Raw genomic sequence first — 18795 nt, 5'->3', positions numbered from 1 at the left:
TTACTGATTTTTACGGTAGATTTTTTCTACTCTGTCCAGGGGCTCGTAGCTGTCGCTAAACCTGGTGAAATGTATAGATTCCTTGGAACCGAGTACCAGCACTCCGAACCGGCTGAGGCTTTCATGGAACAAGCCATGCACATGGTCGCGGAGCTCATCGTTGAAATAAATCATAACATTGCGGCAAAAGATAACATTGAATTCATTAAATGAAGTGTCTGTCGCCAAATTATGCTCCGCAAAAATAATATTTTTACGCAAGTAAGGCTGCAGAATCACTGAATTGTATTTCGCTGTATAGTATTCAGAGAACGCGCGGGTTCCCCCCGCCTCCATATAATTCTTAGTGTATTGCTTCATCTTGCTGATTTCATAAACGCCTTCTTTGGCTTGCTGCAGGGAGCGGGCATTCATATCGGTGGCATAAATACGCGCCTTGTCATAAAGGCCTTCCTCATGCAGCAGAATCGCCATCGAGTATACCTCTTCGCCTGTAGAGCAGCCCGCATGCCAGATCCGGATATACGGATAGGTTCTCAGCAAGGGTATTACCTTCTGGCGGAAAGTCAGGAAAAGGCCAGGATCACGGAACATCTCCGTGACAGGGATAGAAAGGCTGTAAACGAAGCGTTCGAAGCAGGCACGGTCATGCAGCACTTTCTCCTGCAGAGCGGAGATGCTTGGAACATTCTCGGCATGAACATGATGCCAGATACGCCGTTTCAGGGACGGCAGCGCATAATTTCTGAAATCATATCCGTACAAGCGGTGAACACCGTTCAGAAGCAGCTCAATTTCAATTTGCTCCAGCTCCTGTTTGCTTCCCGCGCTCTCCGACTGCTCTTCATATCCCCGTTCCATCGCTGTCATAGTTATCCCTACTTCCTTGATCCTTCCGTATTTCCCGGACTGGTGAATTGCTCTTGCTGTAAGCTATTACCCCAATTTTACACTTACGAATACAGCCAAACCCGCATTAACGAAAGAAGCTGGTCTGTACTGATCGGTTTCTTCATATAATCGGAGGCTCCGGCTTCAATACACTTGGCCCGGTCTTCCTTCATAGCTTTGGCTGTCAGGGCGATAATCGGCAATTTTTGATACTGCGGCATCTCCCGGATCCGGCGCATTGCCTCATATCCGTCCATTTCCGGCATCATCATATCCATAAGAACCAGATCGAAATCATTCTGTTCAATCATCATATCCAGTGCCTCCCGGCCGTTCTCTGCAAACTTAACCTCCATGTGATACCCTTCGAGCACGCTGGAGAGAGCAAAGACGTTACGGATATCATCATCTACGAGCAGAATTTTTTTACCTTCGAACAGTTCCTCCTTATTGTGCAGCTTTTGCAGAATTTTACGCTTATCTTCCGGAAGATTGGCTTCCACACGGTGGAGGAACAAGGTGGTCTCATCCAAAAGCCTTTCGGGCGAGCGGACATCCTTGATGATAATGGATTCTGCATACTTGCGTAGTCTTGTTTCCTCTTTGCTGTCCAGATCCTTGCCTGTATAAATTATGATCGGCAAATCATTCAATTCTTCATCGTCACGGATCTGATCCAGCAGCTCAAAGCCGGTCATATCATCCAGCATAAGATCAAGCACCATGCAGTCATATCTCTGCTTGCGCAGCTCACTCAGTGCTTCTTGTCCGGTGGATACCGCCGTGATGGCGACATCATCATGTCCGATAAGCTCCATAATGGACCGGCGCTGAATTTCATCATCCTCTACAATCAGCAGATGCTTCAGAGTGCTGGCAGTGTAATTCTCAATTTGCGAGAAGGCACGGTCCAGCGCTTGTCTGGAGGAAGGCTTTCTTAAATAAGCCATAGCTCCCATCATCAGCCCCTGCTTCACCTCATCATTGACGGAGATAACGTGCACAGGAATATGGCGTGTCTGTGACGCGCCTTTGAGCTCGTGCAGAATCGACCAGCCGTCCATAACCGGAAGCTGGATATCCAGGATAATCGCATCCGGCAAAAAGGATTTGGCCATTTGCAGTCCTATATCTCCCTGCAGGGCAACCAGGCCCTTAAAGCCGCGTCCGCGGGCCATTTCAAGCAAGATTTTAGCGAAGCTCACATCATCCTCAATGATCAGGATTACTTTATCTTCACCACTCAACCCTTCGCGGTCATCTTCCAGGCTGACAGGTGACAGCGGAGCCGGAATAACATCCCCGGTCTTCACCGGAAGCAGTTCCCCCACATATTCAGCCAGCGTTGCCGCTTCTTTGGCTGCTGCAGCCTCTACAGCTCCCGGAAGAAGACTGAAGTGCCCTTTGACAGGCAGATACAGGGTAAAGCTGCTTCCCTGTCCTTCACGCGACTCCAGCCCGATGGCCCCGCCCATTAAACGGGCTAGTTCGCGGCTGATCGACAAGCCCAGGCCCGTTCCGCCATATTTGCGGCTGGTTGTACCATCCACCTGCTGGAACGCTTCGAATACAATCTCCGTCTTGTCGGAAGGAATCCCTATACCGCTGTCCTTCACGGCAATAGCGACATAATCAAATTCGGATGGCAAATAGGCAGGCAGACGGCCAGGCACTGCACGGCTTACCGAGAATTCCACGAATCCTTCACTCGTAAATTTAAAGGCATTCGACAGCAGGTTGCGCAAAATCTGCTTAAGCCGATGACTATCCGTATATAAGGTGTCCGGCAGCGGCTCATCGAAGGATATCCGGAGTGACAGGCCTTTCTTAAGCGCTTGTGGAGCGAAATTCTGCTTCACGAAAACTTTGAGCTCAGTCATCGGGATTTCTTCGTAATTCAGCTCCATCTTCCCGGCATCGACCTTGGACAGGTCAAGAATTTCATCAATCATCTTCAGGAGATCGGCACCTGACATATAAATTGTATGTGCAAATTCCACCTGCTTCTCCGACAGATTTCCTTCTTTGTTCTCCGTGAGAAGCTGGGAAAGAATGAGCAGGCTGTTCAGCGGAGTCCGCAGCTCATGAGACATATTCGCCAGGAACTCCGATTTATACTTACTCGTAACGGCAAGCTGCATGGCTTGCTTCTCCAGCTGGGCACGGGCGTGTTCAATTTCGTCCTTCTTCTCCTCTACCTCCTGAACCTGCTCTTCAAGCGCCCGGGTTTTGGAGACCAGCTCGGTGTTGAAGTGTTCCAGTTCCCCCTGCTGCCGCTGCAGCAGCTCTTCGGAGCGCTTAAGCGCATCCGTCTGCTCCTCCAGATTCTCATTGGAACGGCGCAGTTCCTCCTGCTGGGTCTGAAGCTCCTCCGCCTGGCATTGCAGTTCCTCTGTAAGCGACTGAGATTCCCGCAGCAATTCTTCAACCACCATCCGGCGGTTAATATTGTTCAGGATAATACCGAGATTATTGGCAAGCTGGTGCAGAAGCTCACTGTGCAGTACAGTAAACGGTGTAAAAGACGCAAATTCGATTACACCAAGAAGCTCATCCTCAAAAAGCAGAGGATAAATTGAAATATGGTCAGGACGGGAATCGCCGAAGCCCGAGGATACGGAGATATAATCATCCGGTGCCTGGTTCAGCTTAATCACCTTCTTGTCCAAGGCGCTTTGCCCGACAAGACCCTGGCCTATTTCGAAGCTTGCCTTCACCTTGATCCCGGACTCACCGCCGTAGTAGCCTGTAGCCGTGAGCAGATTAGGATTATCCTTGTCCTTCAGATAGACCGCACCAAACTGGGCCCCAAGCACAGGCGTGAATTCACTAATGAAGGTCTGTGAGACCTGATCAAGCGAACTGACGCCGCGCAGCAGCTCGGTCACCCGGGCAATATTAGCATTCAGCCAAGCCTGGTCACTTTGAGCCTGGGCATAGGCCTTCTCCAGCTGCTGCTTCTGTTCAATGTCCTCTGCCATCCGCTGAAATACACGGGCTACTTCGCCGATTTCATCCTGGGAAGCCACCTTGATCCGGCGGATCGCCCGCATCTTGCCGTTCCCAAAGCTGGTAATCATCATGGACACCACATTAAGGCCGCGCGTGATGCTCGGAATTACCCACAAAATAACTCCCAGCCCAAGCAGCAGCCCGGTTATCATTATTAGGGTTACCATCTGAACCGATCGTTCATAAGCCTTCTGGGCGGCAGCACTTTCCTCATTCAACCGGTTGGCATTATAATTCGCCAGAGCATTCAGACTATCCAGCACCTCTTCCTGGATCGCTTGTCCCTCCACATTGCGGTAAGTATTCGCATTCTGGAAATAACCAGCCTTGAGCATTTCAAGCGCCTTATTCTGATAGTTTAGATAAGCGGTATACGCATTCTCAATCCGGTTCAGCAGTTCCAGCTCTTGTGCCGAGTTCTTCGAGGATAACATGGCTTTCAGATAGGCGTCTGCCTTAGTGACCTTATTCTTAATTTCAGTTTGCTGGGCCGCAACCGACAGTGTATCTTCATTTAGCATCGACGTTGTCAGAATACGTGCCATATCATTCACTTCACCGCGCAGTCCCGAAGTGGAGCGTCCTTTGCTTTCCCTGGCCTGGAAGCTATCCAGCTGATTGCTCATATAATTAAGCCGATCGTATCCAATCAGCGTCAGTGCCAGCATGATGGCCAGCATCGCACTGAATCCGATCAGCAGTTTGGCCTTGATCTTCATTCTTTATCCGTTCCTTCCTTAAGCGAGATCCATACCAGACACTTGTCGTCATCGCGCTCCTGGTTAGAGTCATCTACGAAGAAAACATCACGCATAGCTTCCTCCCGCCACTCATGCCCTCCGTTCAAATGCTCCGTCATAAACCTCAGCTGATCTTCCTGTTCCCCCTCAGCCATTTCCAGCAGCCCGTCGGTATACAGCACCAAATGCCCTTCCTCTTCAAAGCTGAGACTCTGGGGCAGAATGTCAATCCGGTCAAATAAACCGACAGGGTGGCAATTGCTCTCCAAGAGAACAGGCTGCTTAGTTTCTCCTTCGAAGAACAGCGCAGGAGGATGGCCGGCATTCACATAATCAATGCGCTTCATCCGGGTATCAATAACAAGATAAATCGCCGTAAAATAATACTGGACCAGCTGCTTCTCGATATACAGCTGGTTGAAGCGGCGGTTCAGCTCCTGAATCACCTTTTCCGGTTCTACATACGTAGTTACTGTATCTTTGAGCACAGAGGCCAGGAACATACAGAAAAGCGACGAGGAGATCCCGTGCCCCATCATATCGAGCAGAATCACGGCGTATCTGCCGTCTCCAAGCGGATACCAGGCATATAAGTCACCAGCCAGTTCAAAAGAAGGCTGGTAGATCGCATGAACTTCAAAGGTCTCGTCCATAACCGGCAGGCTGAGCACCGCATTCTGTACAAGCGCAGCCAGCTTCAGTTCATCCTGTATCCGCTGATCCCGCTCCTTATGCCAATCCTTCTCCCGCTTCAAACGGAGCGCCAGCCGGATGCGGGCCATCAGCTCCACCTTGTTTATCGGTTTCGTAACATAATCAACAGCACCTGCATCAAGGGCTTCCGCCAATTTCTTGGAGTCCCCCACGGCGGTAACCATAATAATAGGAATGTCCTTTAAATGATCGTACTGCTGGACTACCCGGCAAGCCTCAATTCCGTCCATCTCCGGCATCATCATATCCAGTAAAATCAGGTCAATGTCTGAAGCACGCTGGCGACCGTTCTCACCTTCGGCACCGATCCCCAACAGTTTCAGCATCTCTTTAGCGGACGAAGCCGTTATAAAATTCCGGTAATCTTCTTTTTTCAGGATTTCACGGATAATTATTACGTTAGTCGGATTGTCATCTACGATTAATATTTTCAAATACCTTCACCTCGCACGAATAGTAGTACTTCCGTAACAATCCATAGCAGTCTATCACTCTATGATACGATATTTAAACGGCCTCTTTCCAACATTGAATAAATTGGCAAATAAGTTAATGAGTGTTTCCTCATTCAACAAAGTAACCTCCAGCCCCACTACATTTTAGTGGGGCTGGAGGTTACGCTATTGTGCTATAGATCCGGCATGCCGGAGACCGGCTTTATTGTGGGTTTTTTTTGGCAATGACAAGAACCTTGCCCGAATCCAATTCCTTCTCGTAAAAGGTAGCTTCTGCGCTGCTAAAGCCTAACGCAGTGATTTTGAAACGCAAGGCATCCCCGCGCGAACGAAAGAGATTGGCAATCGCGCCAAATAACCCTTCTTCGCCTAAGCCGACCTCATTGATGTTCGCCGCATCAACAATACGAGTTTCACGGTCCTGATCGTGACTAATAACATAAATGTTATCCTTCGTATAGCCGCTGCTGCGCAGCCGGTTCACCTCTTCTATCGCCTGAACACCGTTTTCCAAAAGCTTGGCATACGACTGTGCACCGATTAAACTCATGAGATCACGCTCCTTACGCTTAGATTTGTGAGGTTTGTCTCTTTAAAGACAACTGATAGTTTATTAACCTCACTAGGAGCGTGTGAAACACCTCAAGAGGCGTTCGCATCAAATAAGTCAATTCCATCCCATTCACCGGAATGTGCATTGCGGTATATCTTCAGGGCAGCGCTGCCTCTGATATACACATCACCGTCTTCGGCAACATAGTCCGGCGTTCCAAGAAGCTCACCTACATTGCTATTGGCCGGGTCCAGTGCTTCCCCGTTCAGCTTCAGCCCATACTGTCCGGCCTGTGCCGGGGTGACATGAATATAAGTGACTACACCCTCACATATTCCGGCCGACATATCGGCGTATTGGTATTCCAGACATTCCTGCCACGGATCAGGGGCAATGTTAAGCGGCGTCCCCTTATCCAGCAGAAGCTCTTGCTTACTCATATAAAGCGAAGCTCCGGCTAAAGAATCAAAGCTGTTAATCCGGGGACTTGGAGCCACACTGTGTTCAAAGGCCAGGATCACCTCAGGCTGTACTGAAAAAAAAGCGGCAGGGACATGTTCCTGCTCCCCTGGGGAAGCAACATAAGAAGAAAGCAGACTAAGGAATAGAATGATAACGTTCATATGGCCGTCCCTCCTTTCCAGTTTCTAAGGTGCGCTCCTACAATGTGACTTTCACAGCCTTAATGACGAAATTTCTGCCAGATCGCTGCTGCCGTATCCACGCCTTTAAGCGCCATTGCTATTTTCCCCGGAGTTTTTTTGGCGTATGCGGCATCATAGGATGTCACCGTGCGTTCTTCGGCCGGGGTCAGCGGCTTTTCTTCTATAGAGACTGCTCCGGCCTTTGCCTTCAGCTCACGGGATTTGCGGTATTTCTCAATCACAGTGACCGACACCTGCTTGACCGTTAACGTCAGTTCATTCATGACATCCCCAAGATTTTTCACCGTATCCATAATCGGGTCAATCTTCTGAATTTTACCTTGAACATCTGCAGTAATGTCATTAGCATGCCGGACAGTCGTTTTAATCTCATAGGTAAGCTCATCTACAGTCTTCTGCACTTCCTGCAGAGTCTGGCTGACTTTGTCGAGGGATTCCTTTGCTGATTTTAAGGTTTTGATTAAAAAGAAGACGAGTACGGCGAATGCGACAGCAACTAGTGCCACGCTAAGATCAATTATCATTTCAAAAACCCCTTCCAAGTCATAAATTGTCGGCTGGCGTTGCCTTATTACTGCATAGTTACCCGTACTCAAGTAGGCCGAAACAAGATGTCAAGCGTCTTAAAGACCAGAGTGCCTGTCGTTGTTTCAAAGCGGTTAGACCCGTTTAAACAATGACTACACTACCCGATAGAGAGGATGAAATGACATGTTGAAATGGTCAGTAATTCTACTGGTAATCGCTTTGATCGCTGGTATATTCGGATTCTTTAATATCGTAGGAGCAGCAGTAGGGGTCGCCAAAGTATTGTTCTTCATCTTCCTCGTATTGTTTATCGTATCGCTCTTTACCGGACGCCGAGGAAGATCAATGTAACTTGTTTTACCTCAGTGTTCATAAGATAACTTCCAGTATTACTGGTACTACAAACCCGGAATCTCCACATGGAGTTCCGGGTTTGTTCTATGTATAAAGCAATCTCCCTCCATTCTTTGTATATCCTATTCACCATTCAGAACGTATAGCCCTTCCCGCCTCTTAATCACCATGATAAGCACGTCTCCTGAATGAAAGGAATACCGGGCTGTTCCGGCACATAAAAATAATTTTAAAGATTTATTTGGGCGGTTGGTTCAGCGCCTCCCCTTTTTGTTTACATGCTTATTAGCACATCACAACATGGAAAAAACCGCTAAACCAAAACCACACTAGGAGGAACCACAGATGAAAAAATTAGCCAGTTTTACAGTAGCAGTAGGTCTTTTAGCTTCCATTGCAGCTACGGCTTCAGCGGCAGAAGTAACCACTACCTCGACAGACGCAGCGACTGTAACCGGAAGTACCTACGGCACTCAATTCGAGACGATAATCACACCAGCTGACATTAAACCAGCGACTCCTATGATTATTTTAACAAAAGCTACTCCATTCCATTTCTCCACAGACAGCACAACTCCTGCTGGTTGGCTTAGTGCGCAGACTATTGACACTACCGGTGCCATTAAAACCGACGCATGGGGCAATGAATGGAGAGAAATCTATACCTGGCTGGGCAAAGCCTGGATCAAAGTTCCAGTATCTGCGTATGTAATTACTCCATAATAAAGTTCCGGAATGCAGCGACAACTAAAAACCTCCGGACTTATAGGTCCCGAGGTTTTTTGTCATGCCTATTACACAGGGAAAGCTGTCCCTTCAATAAAAATTCTACTGAAGGGACAGCCCTGTAAAAAACCGCTCTAGTTCACCCGTCACAAACTATACTGCTGCCGCTTCCCCTATACTTCTCTATAATCAGCGGATGACCGGGCCTCCGTAAAGGAAACGGTTCATCCAAGAAGCGCTTAAATTATCCACTCTTACTCCGCCCGAAGATACGGAATACGTATGCAGAATCTTTCCGTCTCCGAGATACATCGCTACATGCGAAATCCTCGCCGTAGATTTATCGATGCCTGCATAAGCAGCAGCCGAGCTGCCCTGGTAATCCATAAAGAACATCAAATCCCCGCGTTTCAGGCCGGAAATATCAGTAACCGTAGTACTGTTCTCCTGCACCCAGGTTCCTTGCTGCCGGGAATCGGCAGGCAGCTTCAAATTCGCTGCATCCATAAAGATCTGCCGGATGAAATCCGAGCAGTCAAAGGTACTGGTGTTGGTTCTGCTGGAGCCGTACTCATACGGAGTCCCCAGATAGCCCATTCCTGCAGCTATGACTTTTTCAATGACCGCCGGTTGGACCGGGGCTGGTGTTGGTACTGGTGTTGGTACTGGCGTTGGTACCGGCGTTGGTGTTGGAACCGGTGTTGCCGCTGCTCCATCCAGCTTGATAAACTGATCCGAAGAGCTAGTGTATCCGATTGTACCACTCGTAGTCTGTACTTTATACCAGTAGCTGTTTGTTTCTTCGAGTATAACCACCGGATCCTCTTTGTACAGATAGCCCAGCACTTTTCCGCTGCTTGACGGAGTTTCACGAAGCCTCACCGTCGACAAGATTACTGCAGTCTGCACAGGCGCCGGGGCTGGAGCCGAAATCACATTAATATACTGATCTCCAGAACTCGTATACCCCACATCGCCATCCGCCGTTCTCACTTTATACCAATAGCTGTTTGTCTGTTCAAGTATAACAACTTGGTCGCCTTCACTTAAATATTTCAGCACGCTTCCGCTTGTGGAAGGGCTTGTACGCAGACGGACCGAAGATTGAATAACACCTGTTAATGTAGTTGATGCCGCGACAGACGGACTCGAAGCCGCGAACGCCTGCTGCGGACTGAACACTCCCCAAGATATTGCCAGTGATGCCGAGATCAATACCGATGCTGCCAGCTGCTTATGTGATCTGATCATAGCGTTCCCCCGCTTAGCATGATGAGAACTCAACAACGGCGCGCGCTACAATTGTTGCTTTCTGCCCTCATTATAGGCGCAGGCGGGAATTGGAACATGCTCCAAATTTCACAAAAAAGTTTGCCACTTTATGGTAAGTAACAGGTCTATAGTCTTGATTCCTCCTTGTATTTGGTGGAAATTACAGCTAATTAGAAAAAAATAAGGGGCTTAGGATTTAGGCTCAACATGAATCTGCACATTCATGATATTATGCCGGCTGCTCATCCGCTCTTCGATAGAGTCACTGATCTGGTGGCCCTCCATAACGCTGATGCTGGCATCTACTTCCACCACAACATCGACCAGTACATGATTGCCATGAACACGGGCTTTGATATCCTTAATGCCTTCTACACCCGGGGTTCGGGCAATCGTACTGCGCAGATCCAGCAGCTGAGCCTCATCGAAGCCATCGGTCAACCGGTAAGTGGAATCACGGAAAATATCCCAGGCTGTCTTGGAAATCAGCACACCTACAGCCACCGCGGCAGCTGAATCGACCCACGGGAGACCAAACTGTGCACCAACAATTCCCACTGCCGCCCCGATACTGACCATAGCATCCGAGAAATTATCTTTGGCGGCGGCCATAAGTGCACTATTATTAATCTGTTTAGCCAGCCTTTTGTTATAAATATATACCCCCATCATGGCGATGGCACACACTAAGGCCACTCCGGCAGACCAAAGCTGCGGGATCGCCTTCGCCCCTTCGAACAAGGACCGCACCGCTTCCACAATAACCTGAATACCGACCATCGCCATTATAAAGGAAGCCAGCAGCGCAGCTACCGTCTCCGCCCGGAAATGTCCGTATGGATGATCGGAATCAGGCGGCTTCCGCGAGATACGCAGCCCGACCAGTACCGCGATTGATGCGACGATATCCGTCAGGTTATTAAAACCGTCGGCAAGCAATGCGCTGGACCCAAATAAGTAACCGCTGATCAGCTTGAATGCTGACAGAACCAGATAAGCGGCAATACTGACCATGGCCCCGCGTTCACCCTTGCGTATGTCTTCGTAAATATCGGCCACTTGCTGCCACTCCCTCTTGTTCGATTTCTTTGCACAATCCACTGGGGTATTTCATTCTTTGAATTATTCTTGCCCTTGTGGCGGCATTTAAAAACAATTAGAATGAGGTAAAGGACTTGCTTCATAAGGGGGTTAACATAATGAGCGAAAATAATGAGAAGCCTAAAATCAATCTGGCGGATGCGATCCGCCAAAAGCTGGAACAGAAAAAGCAACAATCTTCCAACAAACCCGGTTCTTCGTTCCAGGCAGGTTCCGCGAAACCGCTGAAGAGCCAAAACAACAAAAAGCCTAATAATCAACGCCGCCGCACTGGCGGTTCATAGGACTTTTGGTCCGATTACAGGTAATGAACATAAACGGCTGCGTTATCCCTCGGGGGATGACGCAGCCGTTTTGCATGAACTCCTAAAAGTTCTTTCCATTATGATTAAGCTTCAACAGGATACATGCGCTGGCGCAGTTCCTTAATTTCCGGATTCTCCAGGTATTCATCATAGCTCATGGAGCGGTCGATGATGCCAGTCGGAGTAATCTCAATAATACGGTTGGCAATGGTTTGAATAAACTGATGGTCATGGGAAGTGAACAGGATGGTTCCGTCAAAATCAATCAGTCCGTTATTGAGTGCTGTGATGGATTCCAGATCCAAGTGGTTGGTAGGCTCATCGAACACCAGTACATTCGCACCGTTCAGCATCATTTTGGCCAGCATGCAGCGGACCTTTTCTCCCCCGGAGAGCACGCTTGCCTTCTTCAGCGCTTCTTCACCGGCAAACAGCATCCGGCCCAGGAAGCCGCGCAGGAACGTCTCGTCCTGATCCTTGGAGTATTGGCGCAGCCATTCCACCAGGTTCAAGTCAACACCGTCGAAATATTTGGAATTGTCTTTCGGGAAATACGCCTGGGTGGTGGTAACTCCCCATGTGTATTCGCCGGCATCCGCTTCCTTCTCACCCATGATGATATCAAACAGCAGCGATTTGGGCTGAGAATACGGGCCTACGAAAGCAATCTTGTCGCCTTTATTCACCACAATGCTGAGTTCGTCCAGCAGCTTCTCGCCGTCAACCGATTTGCTTAGGCCGCTGATCGTAAGCAGCTGTTTGCCGGCTTCGCGTTCAGGCTTGAAGTTGAGGAACGGGTATTTACGGTTGGAAGGACGGATATCGTCCAGCGTAATTTTCTCGAGCTGCTTCTTACGTGAAGTCGCTTGCTTCGACTTGGAAGCATTCGCCGAGAACCGCTGGATGAACGCCTGCAGTTCCTTGATCTTGTCTTCCTTCTTCTTATTGGCATCACGCTGCAGCGTCTGGGCCAGCTGGCTGGACTCATACCAGAAGTCGTAGTTGCCGACGTACATCTGAATTTTGCCGAAGTCGATGTCCGCAATATGTGTGCAGACCTTGTTCAAAAAGTGCCGGTCATGGGATACGACGATAACGGTGCCTTCGTAATCCATGAGGAAGTTCTCCAGCCAGCCGATCGATTCAAGATCCAAATGGTTGGTAGGCTCATCGAGCAGCAGGTTGTTCGGACGTCCGAACAGGGCCTGGGCAAGCAGCACCCGTACCTTCTCGTTGCCGCTGAGTTCGGCCATCTTTTTGTCATGCATTTCACGCATAATGCCCAGACCAATCAGCATGGCCGCAGCATCAGGCTCAGCATCCCAGCCGTTCAGCTCAGCGAATTCACCTTCAAGCTCGCCGGCGCGCAGTCCGTCTGCTTCCGTGAAGTCACTTTTGGCATACAGCGCATCCTTCTCCTTCATAATTTCATAAAGGCGGGTATGCCCCATAATTACCGTTTCCAGCACCTGGTATTCATCGTACTCGAAATGGTTCTGCTTCAGGATTGCCAGACGCTCGCCGGGGGTAATATGCACGTCTCCGATGTTTGCTTCAATCTCGCCGGACAAAATTTTGAGGAAAGTAGATTTGCCGGCGCCGTTTGCCCCGATGAGGCCATAGCAGTTGCCGGGTGTGAATTTTATGTTTACATCTTCAAATAGTGCGCGTTTTCCGTAGCGGAGTGTTACGCCGCTTGTGCTAATCATTAAGCATTACCATCCTTTTCACTTAGGGTTTCGGCTCATTATAGCATAAAATCAAGGCGAATAGCCCGCAAGATCGCTGCGGAACCTGCGGTTTCGGCTTAAAATCTGCTGTTATTTCATTATTGCCCCGAATAGCGGTCCTCCGGATGCACTACAAGCGTTTCACCGTAACCCAGCGTACGTATCCGCTCCGGGCTGATTCCCTGGGCTTCCCGGGCCAGCTCCATCCGGTCCAATGCTTCCCGCGCCGTATCATCAGCCAGCCGGAAGGTGCCAAAATGCATCGGGATCATCAGCTCCGCCCCCACATCGACAAAGGCCTGCACGGCCTCTTCGGGATTCACATGCTGCGAATTCATGAACCATTCCGGCTCATAGGCCCCGATCGGCATCAGTGCAATGTGCAGCTTAAACCGGCTGCCGATCTCCTTGAAGCCCGGAAAGAAGCCGCTGTCTCCGGCAAAATAAAGGTTCGGCGGCAGCTTCCGCTTCTGCCCGTCCCCTTCACCTCCCGGGTGCTTCTGGGGTTCAGCCGGTTCAAGTACATACCCTCCCCAGTGTGAGCTGTTGGTGTCAAACGGCGTCCGCCGGGTCCAATGCTGGGTCGGTACGAACGTCAGCTTCACCGCCCCGAGCGTCAGCTCCTCCCACCATTGCAGTTCATGGCAGTTTGGAAAGCCCTTGCGGAGCATTTTCCGTTTCAGCCCGGCCGGTACGACAATCGTGGTTCCCGCCTTATAGAGTTTACGGATGGAGGCGATGTGCAGATGATCATAATGGGAATGCGAGACAAGGATCAGATCCACCGGCGGAACCTCATTCAGCGGTATGCCCGGCTCTCCGATCCTTTTCTCAAAGCCAAGCCGCCTTGCCCAGATCGGATCGGTAATAATGTTCATGCCTTCATATTGTAGAAAAAAAGTCGAATGCCCGATCCAGGTAATCGTCGTATCCAGCCGGTTCTCAGCCAGATAAGACAGCCTGGGCGGGTGATTCGGTACTTTATAGGTATAGTCCTTCTTCTTGCTCCGGCGTTCTTCACGCCACTGGCGGAATTCCTTGAGCGTTTTATCTGTACTGACGTTATCTATATTATTGTATTTTACTTTAGCCATAACGGCATCTCTCCTTCATTGCGTTCAGTACAAATTTTACCCATTTTACATCCGGCTTAAGCTGGGTAAGACGTATCCCTTTTGTATTCCGCCCGTACTATGATGTAAAATGCGGGTAAAGACTACGGTGTTTGTACCGTTCAAAAGGGGAGCCTAACGTATGAAGATCACATTTATTGAACCGACTCCAAGTCCAAATACGATGAAGCTTCATCTGGACGAAAGCTTGGAGCCTGGAATACGCAGGACCTATACACCGGAAAGCCAGCGCAGCGCCCCTGCCTGGGCTCGGGATATGCTAAACATTCCCGGAGTAATCAGCATCTATCACGCAGCTGATTTCGCCGCGCTGGAGCGCAAAGGCAGCGCCGACTGGGCGGCGATTCTCCGTGAGGTCCAGAGCCGTTTCGGTGCTGAGGGGCTTAGCGCCGATTTCAACCTGGCAGATGAAAATGCAGGTGCCCATTTCGGGGAGTCGCAGGTCTTCGTGCAGATGTTCCGCGGCATTCCGATCCAGATCCGCGTGAAGACCGGCGCTGCTGAGGAGCGCATCGCCCTCGCCGTCCGCTTCACCCAGGCGGTGACCGATGTGGCCAGCGCCGTATTGATCAAGGAGCGCAAGCTCACCGATTACGGCGTGCGCTACGGCGAGCCGGCCGAGATCGCACGCGAGGTCGAGCAGGAGCTGGAGGCGGCGTATCCGCAGGAACGCCTCGACTCCCTCGTGCAGCAGGCTATCGCGCACGGAACCGCCGGCGAGTTCGTCGAGCACCGGCAGAAGAAGGAACAGGCCGAGCTGCTGCAGGACCTGCAGGACGAGGACTGGCGCGTGCGCTACGCCGCGCTGGAGGATCTGGCGCCGACGCCAGCGCTCCTGCCGGAGCTGCGCACGGCGCTGCACGACCCCAAGCTGCATATCCGCAGGCTTGCGGTCGTGTACCTGGGCGACATTCGCACGCCTGAGGCGATGGAGCTGCTCTATGAGGCGATGGCAGACAAGGCTCCGGCCGTGCGGCGCACGGCCGGAGACACGCTGTCCGACATCGGCGACCCGGCGGCGACGCCGGTCATGACCGCGGCGCTTTCGGATCCCAGCAAGCTCGTCCGCTGGCGGGCAGCACGGTTCCTCTATGAGGTAGGCACTGCAGAGGCTTATGACGCCCTAAGCGTTGCGGCCGACGACCCGGAATTCGAAGTGGGCCTGCAGGCGAAAATGGCGCTGGAACGGATCGCCTCCGGCGAGGAAGCCGCCGGGACCGTTTGGCAGCAAATGTCGGAACGCCGGCGCACCTGACACACTCCTGCCGTAATTTGTTATTGCATGAGCCTCATAAGTTGCATTATACTAAACCCTGCTAATGTTCATAATTGTATAAAGATAGCCTCATCATACCTAAGATGAGGTAGAGGTCGCGAATATTATAAGTACGCGCGCTGAGACGTTAAGAGCCGTCAATGAAGCCGCCGAAAGGAATATCCGCCGAAGTCTGTGCCGCTGCTCTTCATGCTGCACAGACTGGGGCCGTTGCCGAACAGGCACGGAACTGTCACAGTGTACCGCGGGTCTCACGTCCAGCGGATACTGCACTGTGTTGCGCTATCTTAACAGGGAGTATGATGCGGAGCCGTATTTTCAGGAAACCGCAGATCCGTCTGCGGTTTTTTTGCGCCTACAGGATTTGCCGCCCCCTTAACCGGGGCGGCAGCGTACACCACTCCCCTTCATGAACAGCAACATTCAGATCAACTCAGAAGGAGTGTCTTATTCATGCAAGCAACGCAAGATAATCAGCAGTCCGGCAGCCGGAACGGGCCCGCTCTGCGCAAAACATTCAAAGCCAGACATCTAACGATGATCGCCCTGGGCGGCTCGATCGGAACCGGGCTGTTCCTGGCCAGCGGCGGCGCCATTGCCTCTTCCGGACCCGGAGGAGCCCTGCTCGCTTATGCGGCTGTCGGAATTATGGTCTATTTCCTGATGACGAGCCTTGGTGAGCTGGCAACGTACATGCCCGACTCCGGCTCCTTCAGCACTTACGGCACCCGCTTCGTCAGCCCGGCCTTCGGTTTCGCTATCGGCTGGAATTTCTGGTATAACTGGGCCGTTACTATAGCTGCCGAGCTTTCTGCTGCAACAGTTATCATTAAATACTGGTTCCCTGAGAGCTCCTCCACGCTCTGGAGCCTCTTGTTCCTGCTGATGATGTTCGGCTTGAACTTCCTCTCTTCGCGCGGATACGGCGAATCGGAATACTGGTTTGCGATTATCAAAATCATCACCGTTATTGTCTTCCTCGTGGTCGGTGTACTGATGATCTTCGGGATTATGGGCGGAGAGAAAATCGGCTTCAGCAACTTCCAGCTGGGCGGCAGCTCCTTCCACGGCGGCTTCTTCGCATTCGTCGGCGTCTTTATGGCCGCCGGCTTCTCCTTCCAGGGAACGGAACTGGTCGGCGTAGCCGCCGGAGAAAGCGAGAACCCGCGCCGCAATGTGCCGCTGGCTATCCGCCAGGTCTTCTGGCGCATTATGATCTTCTATATCTTTGCCATTCTCGTCATCGGACTGGTAATTCCGTATACGAATCCGGATCTGCTCCGCGGCGGCATTGATGATATCGGCGTCAGCCCGTTCACCATCGTCTTCAACAAAGCGGGCCTGGCTATTGCTGCATCAGTAATGAATGCTGTCATTCTCAGCTCCGTATTGTCAGCCGGTAACTCTGGTATGTATGCTTCCACCCGCGTCTTGTACGCAATGGCCAAGGACGGCATGGCCCCGCGTGCACTGGGCAAGCTGAACCGCCGCGGCGTACCTGTAGGCGCACTGCTCGTAACTACCGCAGTCGGCATGCTGGCCTTCCTTGCCTCATTCTTTGGTGACGGCGCCGTTTACAATTGGCTGCTTAACGCCTCAGGCATGTGCGGTTTCATCAACTGGCTGGGCATAGCCGTCTGCCATTACCGTTTCCGCCGCGCCTTTGTGAAACAGGGCCACTCGCTGGATGAGCTGCCTTACCGGGCCAAATGGTTCCCGTTCGGCCCGCTGTTTGCCTTCGCGCTCTGCCTGATCGCTGTGCTTGGCCAGAACATGGGTGCCTTCACCGGGGACAGTATTGACTGGTACGGTGTTCTGGTCTCTTATGTCAGCCTGCCGTTGTTCTTCTTCATCTGGGCCGGCTACCGCTGGTTTAGAACAAGCCGCATTATTCCGCTGGAAGAATGCGATCTCAGCACAAATGCAGAATAAGCACGCTCAACAAAAAGGATGCTCCTTTGCCTACCCGGCGCGGGAGCATCCTTTTTTATTCATATAGCCTTATTTCCAGGTCACATACACCTTAAGATCGCCGGTATTATCAAAAGCCGAGCTGCTGTAGGACAGCTGGTTCAGTCCCAGCTTATACAGCTCCTGCAGGTCATTCTTAAGCCGCTGCTCGCTGCCCCGGTAACGGAACAGCATGGACTGTTTGCCGGAGCCAACGGCCGCCCTGGCAAGCTCCTTCAGTTCTGCGGCAGAAGTAACGACCTGATCTTCTTCATACAGCCTGTAGTCCAGCTGGTCCTGAAGCTTCTGATACACTGACACGTTCTGGCCGCCACGGCTGACCAGTTCAGATAAAGTCTGGGCATAGCCCACAGAAGCTGCCGGATAAGACTTGACCCAGCTATGGTCGCGGCGCATTTGCGCATCTGTTCTCATATAATACACCGTGCTTACTCCATCTTCCGTACTAGGCGTGGGATCATCCCAAGTCGTATCCAGATGATACCAACGACCGTCCAGCTGCACCAGATTCCAGGCATGGGACTGCGATACGCCTCCCTCCGGTCTTGCTTTACCTTCAACTATTTTATTAGGTATGCCTGCACCAAGCAGCAATTTATAGGTAAGCAGAGAATAGCCCTGGCATACTGCGCTGCCGCTTTGCAGCCCTTCGTAAGCCGTATATTTACTATAGGTGTTGTCATATTTCAAGTTCAGCACGACCCAATCGTGAATGACCTTAACCTTCTGATGATTATCCATCCCAGGTGTAATGATCTTTTGCAGAATTGCTTTTACCTGCTTATTCACATAGGCAGTCTGCTGCAGGGTCTCCCTGTATTCCACCTGCACCGTTACATTCGCAGAGCGGCTGCTCCCCCGGTATGAGAAAGCGTAACTGTCTATGATGTAGTACAGATAGGGATCGCTGCCCATCGCCTGGTCAATGGCGCTTTGCACCTTCGGCTTACTGATATTGCCCTCGTAGGTGAAAGTGATGTTCTCTCTGCGGTTATTCATTGCCCCGGTCAGCCTTTGGGCCATTTCACTTACAGAGTGAAGTGACGACGATGCCGCGGCGGCATACGCCTGCCCCCAGCCATAGTAAGCCGCAGGCGGCAAAGCTGCGAACAGCATCATCCCTCCCAGCATGGTCTTCATCAGCGACAAACGTTTCTTTCCCATTTCTCCCCCGTGCCTCCTGCGAACTTCGAATAGCTTTTCCACATCATTTGTACTCTATATTAGATGCCGGAAATTGCTTCCGCACAACCATAATATTACTCATTCTGTTTGTAACAATACGGGGGACAGAAATCCCCATCTCCGTATACGCTATATTGTTAATATCGGTCCGGAATGCCCGTTAAATAAGCCTTTCCTGCCTGCC

General features: G+C 51.0%; 16 protein-coding genes and 1 riboswitch. Of the genes, 5 read left to right on the top strand and 11 right to left on the bottom strand.

Annotation, left to right across the window (positions count from 1 at the left end):
- From L6H70_RS25440 to L6H70_RS25415, 6 genes are all read right to left on the bottom strand, one after another.
- Positions 1 to 870, bottom strand: coding sequence for a CheR family methyltransferase (locus tag L6H70_RS25440; protein WP_423802882.1), 870 nt, complete (start codon positions 868 to 870; stop codon positions 1 to 3).
- Positions 871 to 953: 83 nt separating this feature from the next.
- Entirely contained in the window at positions 954 to 4622 is a 3669-nt protein-coding gene (locus tag L6H70_RS25435; RefSeq protein ID WP_236336986.1) for a response regulator, read from the bottom strand.
- Entirely contained in the window at positions 4619 to 5791 is a 1173-nt protein-coding gene (locus tag L6H70_RS25430; RefSeq protein WP_236336985.1) for a SpoIIE family protein phosphatase, read from the bottom strand. The genes L6H70_RS25435 and L6H70_RS25430 overlap by 4 nt, the downstream gene beginning before the upstream one ends.
- Before the next feature lie 223 nt (positions 5792 to 6014).
- Positions 6015 to 6362, bottom strand: coding sequence for a YflT domain-containing protein (locus L6H70_RS25425; RefSeq protein ID WP_236336984.1), 348 nt, complete (start codon positions 6360 to 6362; stop codon positions 6015 to 6017).
- A 92-nt stretch (positions 6363 to 6454) separates the two neighbouring features.
- Positions 6455 to 6988 (bottom strand): hypothetical protein, encoded by a 534-nt coding sequence (locus L6H70_RS25420; protein WP_236336983.1) that lies wholly within the window; start codon positions 6986 to 6988, stop codon positions 6455 to 6457.
- A 59-nt stretch (positions 6989 to 7047) separates the two neighbouring features.
- A complete protein-coding gene (locus tag L6H70_RS25415; protein WP_236336982.1) occupies positions 7048 to 7554 on the bottom strand; it encodes a DUF948 domain-containing protein in 507 nt (168 codons plus the stop codon).
- 187 nt (positions 7555 to 7741) lie between these two features.
- Between L6H70_RS25415 and L6H70_RS25410 the strand changes: the two genes are divergently transcribed.
- Positions 7742 to 7909: a DUF1328 domain-containing protein gene (locus tag L6H70_RS25410; RefSeq protein WP_082452101.1), complete on the top strand. Its 168-nt coding sequence runs from the start codon at positions 7742 to 7744 to the stop codon at positions 7907 to 7909.
- A 348-nt stretch (positions 7910 to 8257) separates the two neighbouring features.
- Positions 8258 to 8635 carry a hypothetical protein gene (locus tag L6H70_RS25405; RefSeq protein WP_236336981.1) on the top strand — a complete coding sequence of 126 codons (378 nt, stop codon included), beginning with the start codon at positions 8258 to 8260 and terminating at the stop codon, positions 8633 to 8635.
- Positions 8636 to 8827: 192 nt separating this feature from the next.
- On the opposite strand, the gene L6H70_RS25400 is transcribed toward L6H70_RS25405, so the two are convergent.
- Together L6H70_RS25400 and L6H70_RS25395 are read right to left on the bottom strand one after the other, a co-directional pair.
- Positions 8828 to 9889, bottom strand: coding sequence for a C40 family peptidase (locus L6H70_RS25400; protein ID WP_236336980.1), 1062 nt, complete (start codon positions 9887 to 9889; stop codon positions 8828 to 8830).
- Between the two features lie 210 nt (positions 9890 to 10099).
- The gene (locus tag L6H70_RS25395) at positions 10100 to 10924 is read right to left on the bottom strand and encodes a cation diffusion facilitator family transporter (protein ID WP_236337029.1); all 825 of its coding nucleotides are present in this window, start codon (positions 10922 to 10924) and stop codon (positions 10100 to 10102) included.
- A gap of 185 nt (positions 10925 to 11109) precedes the next feature.
- On the opposite strand from L6H70_RS25395, the gene L6H70_RS25390 reads away from it, so the two are divergent.
- Positions 11110 to 11295 (top strand): hypothetical protein, encoded by a 186-nt coding sequence (locus L6H70_RS25390; RefSeq protein WP_054943450.1) that lies wholly within the window; start codon positions 11110 to 11112, stop codon positions 11293 to 11295.
- Positions 11296 to 11399: 104 nt separating this feature from the next.
- Here the strand turns inward: L6H70_RS25390 and L6H70_RS25385 are convergent, their stop codons facing one another.
- Both L6H70_RS25385 and L6H70_RS25380 read right to left on the bottom strand, forming a co-directional pair.
- Positions 11400 to 13025, bottom strand: a complete 1626-nt coding sequence (locus L6H70_RS25385; protein ID WP_054943451.1) for an ABC-F family ATP-binding cassette domain-containing protein — start codon at positions 13023 to 13025, stop codon at positions 11400 to 11402.
- A gap of 119 nt (positions 13026 to 13144) precedes the next feature.
- The gene (locus L6H70_RS25380) at positions 13145 to 14140 is read right to left on the bottom strand and encodes an MBL fold metallo-hydrolase (protein WP_236336979.1); all 996 of its coding nucleotides are present in this window, start codon (positions 14138 to 14140) and stop codon (positions 13145 to 13147) included.
- 160 nt (positions 14141 to 14300) lie between these two features.
- Here L6H70_RS25380 and L6H70_RS25375 point away from each other — a divergent pair, with 160 nt between their 5' ends.
- Together L6H70_RS25375 and L6H70_RS25370 are read left to right on the top strand one after the other, a co-directional pair.
- Positions 14301 to 15434 carry a virulence factor gene (locus L6H70_RS25375; RefSeq protein ID WP_236336978.1) on the top strand — a complete coding sequence of 378 codons (1134 nt, stop codon included), beginning with the start codon at positions 14301 to 14303 and terminating at the stop codon, positions 15432 to 15434.
- Between the two features lie 102 nt (positions 15435 to 15536).
- Positions 15537 to 15748: riboswitch (Lysine riboswitch) on the top strand.
- Between the two features lie 160 nt (positions 15749 to 15908).
- A complete protein-coding gene (locus tag L6H70_RS25370) occupies positions 15909 to 17387 on the top strand; it encodes an amino acid permease (RefSeq protein WP_236336977.1) in 1479 nt (492 codons plus the stop codon).
- A 69-nt stretch (positions 17388 to 17456) separates the two neighbouring features.
- Here the strand turns inward: L6H70_RS25370 and L6H70_RS25365 are convergent, their stop codons facing one another.
- The gene (locus L6H70_RS25365; RefSeq protein ID WP_236336976.1) at positions 17457 to 18590 is read right to left on the bottom strand and encodes a transglutaminase domain-containing protein; all 1134 of its coding nucleotides are present in this window, start codon (positions 18588 to 18590) and stop codon (positions 17457 to 17459) included.
- Between the last annotated feature and the right edge of the window lie 205 nt (positions 18591 to 18795).

Source organism: Paenibacillus auburnensis (assembly GCF_927798115.1).
Lineage (GTDB): Bacteria > Bacillota > Bacilli > Paenibacillales > Paenibacillaceae > Paenibacillus_AQ > Paenibacillus_AQ auburnensis.
This window is presented reverse-complemented; position numbering and strand designations above follow the sequence as displayed.